Source organism: Nostoc sp. DedQUE04 (genome assembly GCF_034530995.1).
Classification (GTDB): Bacteria; Cyanobacteriota; Cyanobacteriia; order Cyanobacteriales; family Nostocaceae; genus Nostoc.
Genome location: NZ_JAVRCA010000001.1, coordinates 1 through 12749 on the forward strand (window position 1 = coordinate 1; position 12749 = coordinate 12749).

12 protein-coding genes and 1 pseudogene are annotated in these 12749 nt (G+C 40.4%); 7 read left to right on the forward strand and 6 right to left on the reverse strand.

Annotated features, from left to right (window positions below):
* Positions 1-81 precede the first annotated feature (81 nt).
* Positions 82-1386: pseudogene (locus tag RM049_RS00005) on the reverse strand (AAA-like domain-containing protein).
* 190 nt (positions 1387-1576) lie between these two features.
* Between RM049_RS00005 and RM049_RS00010 the strand changes: the two are divergent.
* The 5 genes from RM049_RS00010 (at position 1577) to RM049_RS00030 (ending at position 4258) form a co-directional block, all read left to right on the forward strand.
* Entirely contained in the window at positions 1577-2911 is a 1335-nt protein-coding gene (locus tag RM049_RS00010) for an AAA-like domain-containing protein (RefSeq protein ID WP_322702724.1), read from the forward strand.
* 56 nt (positions 2912-2967) lie between these two features.
* Entirely contained in the window at positions 2968-3237 is a 270-nt protein-coding gene (locus tag RM049_RS00015; RefSeq protein ID WP_322702725.1) for a type II toxin-antitoxin system prevent-host-death family antitoxin, read from the forward strand.
* A gap of 280 nt (positions 3238-3517) precedes the next feature.
* On the forward strand, positions 3518-3649 hold the full coding sequence (locus RM049_RS00020) for a hypothetical protein (RefSeq protein ID WP_322702726.1): 132 nt from the start codon (positions 3518-3520) through the stop codon (positions 3647-3649).
* A 133-nt stretch (positions 3650-3782) separates the two neighbouring features.
* On the forward strand, positions 3783-4031 hold the full coding sequence (locus tag RM049_RS00025) for a type II toxin-antitoxin system HicA family toxin (RefSeq protein WP_322702727.1): 249 nt from the start codon (positions 3783-3785) through the stop codon (positions 4029-4031).
* On the forward strand, positions 4028-4258 hold the full coding sequence (locus RM049_RS00030; RefSeq protein WP_322702728.1) for a type II toxin-antitoxin system HicB family antitoxin: 231 nt from the start codon (positions 4028-4030) through the stop codon (positions 4256-4258). The genes RM049_RS00025 and RM049_RS00030 overlap by 4 nt, the downstream gene beginning before the upstream one ends.
* Positions 4259-4443: 185 nt before the next feature.
* Here the strand turns inward: RM049_RS00030 and RM049_RS00035 are convergent, their stop codons facing one another.
* Positions 4444-5640, reverse strand: a complete 1197-nt coding sequence (locus RM049_RS00035; RefSeq protein ID WP_322702729.1) for a 1-deoxy-D-xylulose-5-phosphate reductoisomerase — start codon at positions 5638-5640, stop codon at positions 4444-4446.
* Positions 5641-5691: 51 nt separating this feature from the next.
* Positions 5692-5832 carry a hypothetical protein gene (locus tag RM049_RS00040; protein ID WP_322702730.1) on the reverse strand — a complete coding sequence of 47 codons (141 nt, stop codon included), beginning with the start codon at positions 5830-5832 and terminating at the stop codon, positions 5692-5694.
* A gap of 275 nt (positions 5833-6107) precedes the next feature.
* Between RM049_RS00040 and RM049_RS00045 the strand changes: the two genes are divergently transcribed.
* Positions 6108-7415 (forward strand): mannosyltransferase family protein, encoded by a 1308-nt coding sequence (locus RM049_RS00045; RefSeq protein ID WP_322702731.1) that lies wholly within the window; start codon positions 6108-6110, stop codon positions 7413-7415.
* Positions 7416-7460: 45 nt separating this feature from the next.
* Positions 7461-9446 carry a DMT family transporter gene (locus RM049_RS00050; protein WP_322702732.1) on the forward strand — a complete coding sequence of 662 codons (1986 nt, stop codon included), beginning with the start codon at positions 7461-7463 and terminating at the stop codon, positions 9444-9446.
* Between the two features lie 65 nt (positions 9447-9511).
* On the opposite strand, the gene RM049_RS00055 is transcribed toward RM049_RS00050, so the two are convergent.
* The 3 genes from RM049_RS00055 to RM049_RS00065 form a co-directional block, all read right to left on the reverse strand.
* Positions 9512-11050: a glycosyltransferase family 39 protein gene (locus RM049_RS00055; protein WP_322702898.1), complete on the reverse strand. Its 1539-nt coding sequence runs from the start codon at positions 11048-11050 to the stop codon at positions 9512-9514.
* A 205-nt stretch (positions 11051-11255) separates the two neighbouring features.
* The gene (locus tag RM049_RS00060; RefSeq protein ID WP_322702733.1) at positions 11256-11906 is read right to left on the reverse strand and encodes a Uma2 family endonuclease; all 651 of its coding nucleotides are present in this window, start codon (positions 11904-11906) and stop codon (positions 11256-11258) included.
* Positions 11907-12072: 166 nt separating this feature from the next.
* Positions 12073-12459, reverse strand: coding sequence for an endonuclease domain-containing protein (locus RM049_RS00065; RefSeq protein ID WP_322702734.1), 387 nt, complete (start codon positions 12457-12459; stop codon positions 12073-12075).
* Positions 12460-12749: the final 290 nt, after the last annotated feature.

Below are 12749 nucleotides of genomic sequence, written 5' to 3' on the forward strand. Positions count from 1 at the left end.
GTCGTGTGGCAGGGCTACGCCCCGCCCGCTATTTGTGCCAGTTGCGTAAGTCCTGCATAAATACATTTGTTTCATTAGTACTCAGATACATTTTTGTAGATTCAACAACGTCAGGCTTTTCAGTTTGCTCTGGTGTGATATCTGAAATTTCTTCACCGGACTATTACTAGAAGCAACCTTTTGCATTGCATCCCATAATTCTGGTTGTTGCTGCAAAATAGATTCTAGACGTTGCAGATGTTTACTATAAATGCCTTGTGCTGTAGCTGCGGGTTGCAAAAATTCCGCTAAATTGATTTTTTCCAGAGCAATTTTATACAGAGCTAAACGCACTAAAAATGGATGCCCTCCCACCAGTTATGTCAACTTTTCTACCTCTGTATTGCTCCAATTGAGTTGATGACGTTGGGCTAAATCTTTCACTTGCTCGTGGCTAAATTCTAGTAATTCCACTGGCAAGCCAACGTTAAATGGTGATTGGTTGATATCTACTGGTACATAAGCTTCAGTGGAATATACTAACACCAATTGAAGTTTTTTCCAGATATCTCGACGTTTGGCTTCTTCGTGTAAAGCGCGTAATAATCCAAAAAAATCACTGTATATTTTGGGACATTCAAATAGTCTCTCGACTGTTTCTAAGCCTAAAACTAACGGTTGGTTGATTTCTCGAAATAAATAGCGCTCAAAGTAATTTTTACAAGTTTTCATATAGCCAAAGCGCTGTACTGATTTCCAATGCTCATCGAGTTGTTGCAGCAATTTTTCGAGTAATTCTCGATTATCTCCCGCAACTGCTTCGGTGACGGTATCGCAAAACCAGTGCAGAAATTTATTTAAATCCGAGAAAAACTCTTCTTCTACTAGCTGAAAATCGATAGCTACTGTTATATTTCCTTGATTTTCTGATTGATGCAACATCCGCGCTAGGAGTGAAGACTTACCCATCTGCTGCGGTGCTTTGATCCGAATTAGGAAACCTGGTTTTTTGATTTCTTCGTAACAGCGTTGTTCGATGGGAGGACGTTCTAAATAAAAGAGAGAATTTAATGCTACTTCCCCTTCTGGATATTCGAGTTCGCAAGTGGAGAGTAAGGAAGGAGAAAATGAAGAATTATTTATTTTTTCTATTTTTTGGGGTTTTTCTGCATGTGTATCTGCCAGTTCTTCAAAATCAGCAATTTCCTGAACTTCAAAGTCTAATACCTTGCAAAATTCTAAAAAATTCAGGTAGTAAATTCGTTTTCCATTAAGAAAACTGTAAGCTGTTGATTGCGCTAGACTGATTCTCTCAGCTAAATCAATTTGACGGGCAAAGCCTTTTTGTCTCATTCTTTGCTTAACGAGGGGAATGCACTCTGTACGAACTCTAATTCCGCGTGGCATAGCTGAGTAATAAAAACACGATGCAATTTAGCTTACAGGATAACTATTTATTTGGTAAAGTCAATTACAACTCAATATCAACTCATACAACTCAATAGCAACTCAATAAAAACTCAATACGTACTCAATATTCTCGAAATGAAACTCAAGATAGGCATCGATGTAATTATTTTCTATTAGAAATTAAGTTATGACAGGAGACTACGAGTATAAAGTTGGTGGTTGTTTAGAAGAAAACGCTCCCAGCTATGTCACACGGCAAGCGGATTCTGACTTTTATTACGGATTGAAAGCAGGGGAGCTTTGTTATGTTTTTAACTCCCGGCAGATGGGAAAAACGAGTTTGTTGGTGCGGACGATGAAACAGTTACAAGCTGATGGTTTTGCTTGTGCTGTGATTGATATTTCGGGATTGGGTAGTCAGGGTATGACCCTTGAGCAGTGGTATGGAAGTATTGTTGATAGCCTGTTGACTGAACTTAATTTTATTGAACCAGAAGATTTAACTGTGTGGTGGGACAAATCTATCGAAATTGCTCCGGTACGACGTTTGGGGAAACTTTTTGATGAGTTATTACTGCCAAATATTAGCCAACATATTGTGATTTTTCTCGATGAAATCGATAGTATCCTTCGCTTGGAGTTTCCGGTGGATGATTTTTTTGCTTTGATTAAAAGTTGCTATCAAAGACGCTCTTTTAAATCTGAATATAGACGTTTGACTTTTGCTTTAGTTGGGGTAGCAACACCTTCAGATTTAATTAAAGATGAGGAAAGAACGCCGTTTAATATTGGTACAGCGATTCAACTTTATGGTTTTAAATTAGATGAAATTGCACCTTTGGCAAAGGGGTTAGAAGGGAAAGTGGAGAATTCTCAAGCTTTGATGCGAGAGGTTTTGGCTTGGACGGGGGGACAGCCTTTATTGACGCAAAAGGTTTGTAATTTGTTAATTCGGGATTTGAAGAACCCTAATCAGCTAGCGAGGAGGGGAGAAAAATGGGTGGAAAGGGTGGTGAGGAATGGAGTTATTGATAATTGGGAAGCGGAGGATGAACAAGAGCATTTAAAAACTATTCGGGATAGGATACTTACTAATGAACTAATTGCTGTGGGTTTGTTGGGTTTATATCAGCAAATTTTGCAGCAGGGTGAGATTAATGTCGATCGCAGTCTCGAAGAGATGAGGTTACGGTTGACTGGTTTGGTGGTGGAACAGCAGGGAAAGTTGAGAGTTTATAACCAAATTTATGAGAATGTTTTTGATTTAAATTGGGTTGAGAATGAGTTAGGTAAATTACGTTTTTATGCTGATAATTTAAAGGCTTGGGAAGAGAGTAAATATCAGGATGAGTCCTATTTGTTGCGGGGGAAAGAATTAGAAAAGGCTCGTCTTTGGGCTGATGGAAGGAGATTAAGCGATGCTGATTATCGGTTTTTGTCTGCGAGTGTGCAAGCAGAGTTAAATCAGAAGGTTGTGGAAGCGGAAGGGAGACAAAATCAAGCTTTATTATTGATGGAATGAAGGGCAAATGATGTACTTGCTATAATCACCTCATAAGCATTTAGGAAAGCTTGAAAATGCGCCGATTTACCCTTGGAGACATCCAAAATCTCCACAGCGATGTTTTAGAACAAGCTGCGACGGAACCAGTGGTACTGACAAGCGAATCGCAAGCTAGTTACGTAATTATGTCGGTGGACAATTACGAGCAATTAATGAATCGAATTGCTCAATTAGAAGATTTAATTTTAGGTCAACAAGCACAAATGGCTGTGGCTAATTCTAAAATGGTTGGTTCGGAGATTTTTACAGCAGAACTAGAAGGTTTAGCAGCGCTTGATGATTAATTTATAGTATGGCGAAGTTAGACGGTTTAGAGACGGTTCTCGATTTTCTCAAAGTTTACAACCTAAAATAGCTGCCCAAATAGCGAAAAAAGTAATAAGCTGTTCCACATTTTAATTGCATAATTAGGGCGGGCAAGATGCCCACCCCACAAAGCATACAGCTTAACGTACTGCTGCAAAAAAGCAAATTAGCAAGAGCGTCTTGTAGAGAAGTTATCGCGTTTGTGATATTGAAAGGCGATCGCCATGCTAGTATCAATCCAAAGCTGAAATAAATTATATGACAGAACTTAACCTTGACGAAGAGAAAATTAAGCAACTATTTAAAACTGCACTCACCGAAGTTATCCAAGAACAGAAAGAAGTATTTGCTGATTTGTTAGCAGAAATTATTGAAGATATAGCTTTATAAAAAGCCATTAAAGAAGGTGAGGATACAGAAACAGTCAACAGGGAGGCAATTTTTAATATTTTGAAAAATAAAAGATAAATAGTTATGAATTCTTTAGCAAAGAAAATAAATCAGGAGTTGGCTGTAAGAGGTAATGCCGAAAAAAGTAAGAGAGTTGAAAGCGATAGTGTCAAAAGTCGGCTATATCCTTCAACCAGGAAGAGGTAAAGGAAGTCATACATATTGGAAGCATCCGTTGTTACCTGAAGAACCTCTAACCATACCGGGTAAAGACGGTGATGATGCTCCGTTATATTTAGAAAAAAACATCCAACGGGTGCTGAAAAAACTGCAAGAAATGGAAAACACGCAAACCGAAGAAAAACAGGAGCCAGAAGAATGAACTATCACTACAGTATGGTAATTCAATGGTCGGAGGAAGATAGACTTTTTTTAGTACACTTACCTGAGTTCCCCTGGCAACAATTTCATACGCATGGTAGGACTTATGAAGAAGCAGCCAAAAATGGTCAGGAAGTAATTGAGACTTTTGTTGAAATGTTAAAAGACGAAAATAAACCACTACCAGAACCAAGAATACTTCCTACAAAACCGTTGCAAGTTGCGTGAGTTAAGTGGGTGTTAATACTAGAAATAATTATCGCTCGTGAGTGCGATGTCTGACGACAAGCGACTGTGCGTTTACGCATTGATTGGGGTTTGTGGTATGTTAGCCTTCAGCATTAGACTGAAGGCTAAACAATAATTATTCAAAAGTCAGAAAATCTGACTTTTGGGTATTTGAGTAAAGGCTTTTATCGCAGAGAGATTATCCGCGAGTGAGTTTCTAACGTTTCACTTGCTATTAAAACTTCTTGTCTTGCCCATTTATCTGCTGCCAAAATGTCATCTAAAGAGGGATTTGTACGGTTATCATTTTGATGGCGATCGCACACCCACTCGATACACCGAGGAATATCTAAAAACCGAATTTTTTCTTCTAAAAATAAAGCTACAGCTTGTTCATTGGCAGCATTTAACACAGCAGGCATCGAACCACCAGCTTTACCCACAGCATAAGCCAACTGCATACAAGGATATTTTTGATGGTCTGGTTCGCGGAAGGTTAAATTTCCAGCTTTCACCAAATCTAAGCGTTCCCAGTCGGTGTAAATGCGATCGGGCCAAGATAAAGCATACAGCAAGGGTAAGCGCATATCTGGCCAGCCAAGTTGGGCTAAAACTGAAGTATCTTGTAGTTCAATCAGTGAGTGAATAATGCTTTGGGGATGAATGACAATTTCGATATCGTCATAATCCAAGCCAAACAGGAAGTGAGCTTCAATTACTTCCAGTCCTTTATTCATCAAAGTAGCAGAGTCTACCGTGATTTTACGTCCCATCGACCAATTAGGATGCTTCAAGGCATCAGCAACGGTTACATCTGCTAACTTTTCTACATCCCAGTCGCGGAAAGCCCCACCAGATGCAGTCAGTAAAATTTTCCGTAAGCCATCTTTGGGAACACCTTGGAGGCATTGAAAGATTGCGGAATGTTCGGAATCGGCAGGGAGTAATTTTACACCATGTTTTTCCACTAAGGGTAGAACCACAGGGCCGCCAGCAATCAGAGTTTCTTTGTTTGCTAAGGCAATATCTTTACCAGCTTCAATTGCTGCGATCGTGGGTAGCAAACCAGCACAACCAACGATCCCAGTGACTACGGTTTGGGAATCGCCGTAACGGGCAACTTCTATCACTCCGGCCTCACCAGCCAGTAGAATCGGTTGGGGATTGAGGTCAATGATTGCTTCTTTGAGCGCTGGTAATTTATCTTCTGAGCAAATGGCTGCTATTTCCGGCTGAAACTGCCGGATTTGAGCAGCCAACATCTCTACATTGTTCCCAGCTGCCAATCCCACAATCCGAAACCGATCTGGGTACTGAGTGACAATATCTAAAGTCTGAGTACCAATAGAACCAGTAGAACCAACAAGAGTAATCGCTTTCACAATTGCTTAAGGATTTACAGACAACTCTCACTATAAATTGCTGGGGACTCTTTAATCACAGCGATCGCCATAATCGATACACTGACGAGGAGGAGAGACGCAAAGAAAGAAAATATCCCCGTGTCTTCTTGTTCGCGTACCTGTCTGTGCCACCCCCAATCCGTTAATTTCGACTCGATAGACTGTTAGCACGGCGGAAATCCTGCTACGATCTCAAACCAGACAAGGTTTAATTTTCATATAACTAGACAAAATTTGTATTTATAAATACTATATTTTAAAAGATAAATTCTGAGAGAATTGGCAAAAGTAACCAAATAGGAAATAATTTCAATTAATTACTCATCTGTCCAGTTTCTTAATTATGTTGGTGGAGGATTTAATATGCAAAATCTTACTCATAAATTGCTGGATTGCAGCCATAGGTAGAAAGATACATAAAGGAGTTTGTTGAAGCACTCAACCCTATGGTCAAAGCTCAGATAGTTATAAAAAAAATTTTATGGAAAAATGATTTCCTGTTTCCAGCAGCAATATGGCTTGCCAGTCGAATATTTATCTGGACAGCTATGTTGCTGGTTGCGCCAAAACTATCATTACCAGCAGAGGAATTTTTGCCCCGTTTTGGCTGGGGAGTTTTTGATGCTTGGGACAGTATCCATTACCGTGCGATCGCAACTTCTGGTTATGAATTTGTGAATGACGGCAAGCAACATAATTTGGCCTTCTTTCCCCTGTTTCCCTTAAGCATCTGGTTTTTGATGGAGTTGGGCTTACCGTTTGAATTGGCAGGCACGTTAGTCAACAACTTGGCATTTTTTGCAGCACTTTACTGTTTGTACTTTTGGGTCAAGGATTGTTATGGCATCAATGCAGCACACTGGGTAACTGCTGTGCTTTCTTTGTATCCAGCTTCGATGTTTACGGGAGTGATTTACACAGAGGGGCTGTATTTGTTTTTGAGTACGGCGACTTTGCAGGCGTTCGATCGAAAGCAATATGGCTGGACTGCTCTTTGGGGCGCGATGGCGACAGCAACACGTCCTACAGGTATGGCACTAATTCCAGCATTGGCGATCGCAGCCTGGAAAGAACGCCGACCACCTATTGCCTATATAGCCGCTTTGACTACTGCTATTGGCATACTTCTATTCAGTTTGTATTGTGCCATTTATTTTGGCGACCCTTTAGCTTTTATCGAAGCACAGCGAGGATGGCGACCAACTCTCGGATTTGATTGGCAGGGTTGGTTAAATATGTTCATGCAAATTGCCGTTGGCAGTAAAAATTGGCAATTTGGTTGGGTTCAAAACTCCTCTGGCGGGATTCAAGATCCCTGGTATCTGTTGTTATTTGGTGCGATTGTTGTCAGTGGCTATCTTTTATTGCATTTCCGTCAACGTTTTAGTTCTGTAAAATTATTTTATAGCTTTTATGGTTTAGTCTTACTTTTGTTGATTCTGGCAAGCGAACAGTGGATCGATAACTTCCTCAACTTGTTCATGGTCTTGGGTGGCGGCTATGTGTTGTGGCGCTTCCACACGCAACTGACCCCAGTTACAGTTATTTATGGCTTTTGTGGTATTGGTTTACTGCTAGCCTCTGGAGGCACTATTTCCTTGAGCCGTCTCGCCTACGGTATTGTGCCTCTGAATATAGCCATTGGTGTGCTGCTATCTCGCCATCCTCGTCAAGGATATTTAATATTAGGCGCTTTTGTGACATTACTAGCCAAAATAGCTGTAGGATTTGCCCAAGAGCATTGGGTTGGTTAGAAGGTTCGATCCATTATTGCGAAGAAATTGAATTTAAATTTCCTAATGAATGTATTCAATCAAACGAAGATAGCGATCGCTTCATTATTTTTAGGTGTAGGTGCCATTTCTTTTGGCTCTATTTTTATGAAATTGAGCGAAATTGAACTTAGCCCCAGTGCAACTGTATTTAATCGCTTTTGGCTTGCTAGCGTGGCCTTCTTGATTTGGCATGGATACAAAGCAATACGGCAGCGATTTTCCGCAGACAAACCTGTAGAACAGCAGTCTTACACCAGTCAGGATATGTTGCTATTACTAGGTGCTGGTATTCTTTGGGCTGCCACTTTAGTTTTGTTGGCTTGGTCGCTGACTCAAACTAGTGTTGCGATTTCTAGTGTGTTGCATAATCTCGCTCCCATATTTACTAGTTTAGGGGTGTGGCTGCTATTTGGTAAGGGTTTTGAGAAGCAATTCCTGATTGGCATGGTCATCGCCCTTGGGGGAGCGATCGCCATTGAATTTGAGGAATTGCAAATTGCCACAGATGAGGTTCAAGGAGGCTTGGCTGCGATCGTTTCGGCGGTTTTATTGAGTGCATACCTGCTGATCGTAGAAAAATTACGAACTAAATTTTCTCCAGCTACAATTCAATTGTGGATCTGTGCGATCGCCGCTCTAGCTATCTTCCCCATACTTTTGTTTACTCAAGATCGGCTTTTCCCCTCTACAGTCAGTGGGTGGGTGTGGGTAATTTGCTTGGCGCTGGTTTGCCAAGTTTTAGGTCATGGACTTTTGACCTATAGCCTTGCTAAGTTTTCCTCTGTGGTTGTCTCCTTGGTGCATCTGTTAGAGCCAGTATTTAGCGGCATTTTCGCTCTGGTAATTTTTTCAGAAAAATTAACTTTCTCGAATTGGATAGGTTTCGCTGTAGTTTTAATGGGTTTATACTTAGCCATATCTAGCCAAGCTGCTATTAATTATCCGTTCCAGGCATCAGTCAACAATATAGTTAACACTTTCGTTAAAAGTATGACGATTAAACTGTCATTACTAAAGCAACAATTTTCAGAAACACCAGCTTTATTAGGAACTGTATCATTATTGTTTGCCTTAATTCCCATATCTTTAGCACCATCTTTGACTAAATTGTGTCAACAAGAAATTGGTGCAAATGCTGTAGTATTTCATCGCAGTTGGATTGCAACAGTTGTCTTTGGTTTGTGGAATGGACTTGAGGCTTTTCGCTACCAACAGTCTATTGAAGAAGGCAGGAGGCAGGGGGCAGGAGGCAGTATTACTCCTGTCTTACTTGATAACCAATCTATAGAACAGAAGCCTTTCACAAGTCAAGAAGTGTGGCTATTGTTGGCAATGGGAACCTCTGCTGGAACCTATCTTCTATTATGGGCTTGGTCGCTGAGTCAAACTAGTGTTGCCAACGTGGCTTTACTGTCTAATTTGAATTCTTTATTTGTTGCTTTGGCTGGGTATTTATTATTCGGTCGGCGTTTCGACAATAGATTCGTGATTGGTCTGGTTGTCGCTTTGGGGGGAGCGATCGCCTTTGAACTAAATAAGGTACAATTTGCAACCGATCAAATATTAGGTGATGCATTAGCATTGCTAACTGCGGTTTTCATGGCTACGTGTATGCTGCTGATAGAAAGACTCCGAACCAGATTTAGCACTGCAACTATCATGCTGTGGCGATGTGGAGTAACAACAATGTTTCTATTACCAGTCCTCCCATTCCTCGAAGATAGACTATTGCCCTATTCCTGGATGGGTTGGTTTTTCATAATTTTTCAAGCCCTCTTCTGCCAAGTGTTGGGTCAAGGACTTTTAGCTTATAGCCTTAGCAGAATCTCGTCAGGCGTTGTTGCCGTCACGCTTCTTTTAGAACCAGTTCTAGCTTCCATTTTTGCTTGGTTTATTTTTGCAGAACAAGTAGCTTTGTTTGACTGGGCGACTTTTGCCGTAGTTTTAATGGGTATCTATCTAGCCCAATCTAGTCAATCCATTGTTCAAGTAACAAACGAAGGATCGTAGCAGCGCTATTTATCCAAAGTTCAATTTTAGAGAATATGTCTCTAAAGGATAAATTCATTCATAAATTATGGTGAAATTAGTGTCAATCCTTGAGCCGAACCGATAATTTTACTACCAGTTAAATTGATTTGCTGCAAAGCCCCATTGTCTAACAGCAAATAAGATTTATTAGATAACATTTGTTGTAAAGTTGGGACAGTTGCAGGAGTTACCTTACAATCGCAGTAAAAGTCTAAACTGGGACGCCCATAAGCAAAAGAAGTATAAATTTGTGTTCCTGTTGAAACATTTGCCCGAATTAATTCTGCTACTGGTTTAACCGGAAAAGCTTCCTTTAATTCCCAGATCCATGATTGCGAACTCATTAACAGTGCTAAAACTAAGTAGATCCCAGAAAATAGCACTGGAATAAAGTTGCGATCGCGTTGTTTAATTAGCCATGCTGCAATGCTCATACTGATTGCCAAAACAATGCTCATGACTATTAAACTAGGCTCTTTCTTTGCAAGAAGAAAGTAAACACAACCTCCTAAACCAGCAATAGCAATAATAGTTATAAATATTCTCAAACTTCGCACCTTAAAATGACCGTACTGCCAAATTTCGCTAAGTTTCGCACCAATTGCCAAAGCTAAAAATGGATATACAGGCATAACATACCAAGGCAGCTTAGTTTTCATTAAAGAAATAATCCCTAAGTAAATAATTGTGCCAATAAGAATTAAGCGACCCCAGGTAGTATGACGTTTTTTCCAAGCTAGATAAAAACCTCCTGGGAAAAATAGTAGCCAAGGAAAACTATATTTAATTAACTCAATTAAATAGTACCAAGGTGGCCCGCTATGACCTTCAACAGATTGTGTCAGACGATCAAAAGTTTGTGTTTGAAAGTTCACTTGGAAGAAAGTTTCGCCATAATGTTGCCATTGAGCGACAAACCAAGCGATCGCAGGTGCATTTCCTAAAAATATTCCCACTAATAAATAGGGACTTGTTAACAAAGCAAACTGTCGATCTGCAATCAAAAATAAAAAAGCGATCGCTCCTAGCGGCAAAACTATCATCCCTTTGGTGAGAGCGATTAACCCCAGACAAAATCCCACACCTAGAGCATATCGACGATTTTGACGTGCTTTTAGCAAACAAAACAACAGCAGCAAGAAAAAGGTAATAGTTGTACCATCTAGCATTGCTAGCCTTCCGTGACGCACTACAGGCAACATCGTCAGGTAAACTAAAGCGCTAAACAGAGCTGGTATTTGGTTAAAAAGCAAACATCCCACCAAGTAAAGCAAAGGCACGCCCAAGGCAGTTAATACTGCACCCGGTAGACGCGTTGTCCACTCATTCACGCCTGCGATCGAGTAAGTCCAAGCAATTAATAAGTGCATCAGGGGTGGCTTATTATGATAGGGTTGCCCTCCCAATGTGGGATAAAGCCAATGCATTGAACCAAGCGGGGCACGCCAAATTTCACGCGCAACCTGTGCCACAGTACCTTCATCCCAATCTCTTAAAGCCGAGTTTCCCAAAAATATCAGCCATAGAAATAGAGATATTATCAGTAAGCTAAATAACCATTCTTTTTCTCGGAATAGACGCATATTTAAAATCGGGATAATCATCTCAAACCTCACTAATCGTTAGATGATTTCCATTAGAAATCATTGCTAAATTTTGTAAGTATCTTGGATGAAGATTTGAGATTTTCTTCTTCTAAAATAGATACTCAGGCTGATAATACTCGGAATCCAATCGTAAATCTGATAGAAGCTGTGAGTAATTAACAATGCTCCAAACTGCCAAAGTTCAACCCTCCTTTTGCTGAAACTGGCTCAATAAACAAGCTCCAACTTCAGATTGATTGATTTCACGGCTACGGCGTAAGGCTTCTTCTAAAATTGCAATTATCAATCCAGGCAATACCTGTGATTCTTGAATACGTTTACTGCCTCGATCTGCGATCGCATAAGCTATAATTTCGGCATTTTGGACATCTACTACCCAGTATTCAGCAATACCCAATTCTTCATAGAGCGATCGCTTTGTACCCAAGTCATCCAGCAGAGATGTTTTCGCAATCTCAATCACTAAATCCGGTGCAGGATAGCGATCGAGGTTGACAATTGCTGTACCTGCTGGGATAGTTTGGGCACGTTCTCTAAAGTAATACGCTACATCGGGCTGACAATCCTGAACACCAGTTTTACGAAAGGTGGTTGTGTCTAAACCTGTCGCTAGAATCCCCTTAATGGTCGCAAATAGAGTTACAGCAAAAATAATTATTACATGGTCTTTACCATGAGCAAAACTAACTGGTGGCATCTCCAGCCTCATGTGTCCTTTGTAGTAATAGCTTTTTCCCTTCTCGTTGAGCAAGTTAGCGACTATCTGCTCATACTCCTGCCAAGAAGCACAAATCCATGTATCTGTCGGTAACTGGGTCTGAGTTTCACTCATTGTCTAACCCTTGTGCCAGTAATCTATATCTCTTGTAACTTAAATTCTAAACTCCTAGCTCGACTCTTTAACCTCTGAAGTGCAACCTTCAAGTTCTGAGGTTAGATGATGAGGGTTGAAAGGCGATCGCTGCTGTAAAAAAACTAAACTACGATTTCCCCCCTTTTTAAGGGGGGTTAGGGGGGATCAAACCCTGTATCTGCTCACACACACTATCAAACTGATTTAAAACTTGGCTATTTGTAAACCTGAGAACCTTTAAATCATAGCCTTCCAAAATATGAGTTCTCTCCATGTCATAATCTTGACCTCGATCTGTAAAATGACTATCTCCATCAATTTCTATCACTACTTTTAAAATGGGACAGTAGAAATCAACGATGAAATGATTAATCGTCCGTTGTTTTAAAACGCGAAATTGAAAGGTTCTTAGATATCCATACCAAAGCTTCTTTTCTGCTGGAGTCATATTTTTGCGAAGTTCTTTTGCTCTTTCCACAAGCTTTGGATTGTAGGGTAGATGAAAATCGCTATTATTGAGGTTTTTGGTCATAGTTTATAGTTTTGATCCCCCCTGCCCCCCTTAAAAAGGGGGGTAATATATAGGTTATATGCACCTTTTTACTCGAACGTTGAGCCTCTGAACTCGAACGTTGCACCTTTGAACTCGAACGTTGCACCTTTTTGCTGGAACGTTGAGCCTTTGAACTCGAATGTTGCACCTTTTTGCTGGAACGTTGCACCTTTGAACTCGGAAGTTGCACCTTTTTGCTTGAACGTTGAGCCTTTGAACTAAAAAAAAGAAGCTCAGAACTCGAAATGTTGTGCTTTTAACTCCAACAT

Bases quoted from the DNA above. Each gene is read 5' to 3' on its own strand.
- RM049_RS00060 (WP_322702733.1), bottom strand. From the start codon at position 11,906: ATGAGTGAAACTCAGACCCAGTTACCGACAGATACATGGATTTGTGCT.
- RM049_RS00015 (WP_322702725.1), top strand. From the start codon at position 2,968: ATGCGCCGATTTACCCTTGGAGACATCCAAAATCTCCACAGCGATGTT.
- RM049_RS00020 (WP_322702726.1), top strand. From the start codon at position 3,518: ATGACAGAACTTAACCTTGACGAAGAGAAAATTAAGCAACTATTTAAA.
- RM049_RS00045 (WP_322702731.1), top strand. From the start codon at position 6,108: ATGGTCAAAGCTCAGATAGTTATAAAAAAAATTTTATGGAAAAATGAT.
- RM049_RS00030 (WP_322702728.1), top strand. From the start codon at position 4,028: ATGAACTATCACTACAGTATGGTAATTCAATGGTCGGAGGAAGATAGA.
- RM049_RS00025 (WP_322702727.1), top strand. From the start codon at position 3,783: ATGCCGAAAAAAGTAAGAGAGTTGAAAGCGATAGTGTCAAAAGTCGGC.
- RM049_RS00010 (WP_322702724.1), top strand. From the start codon at position 1,577: ATGACAGGAGACTACGAGTATAAAGTTGGTGGTTGTTTAGAAGAAAAC.
- RM049_RS00050 (WP_322702732.1), top strand. From the start codon at position 7,461: ATGAATGTATTCAATCAAACGAAGATAGCGATCGCTTCATTATTTTTA.
- RM049_RS00055 (WP_322702898.1), bottom strand. From the start codon at position 11,050: ATGCGTCTATTCCGAGAAAAAGAATGGTTATTTAGCTTACTGATAATA.
- RM049_RS00065 (WP_322702734.1), bottom strand. From the start codon at position 12,459: ATGACCAAAAACCTCAATAATAGCGATTTTCATCTACCCTACAATCCA.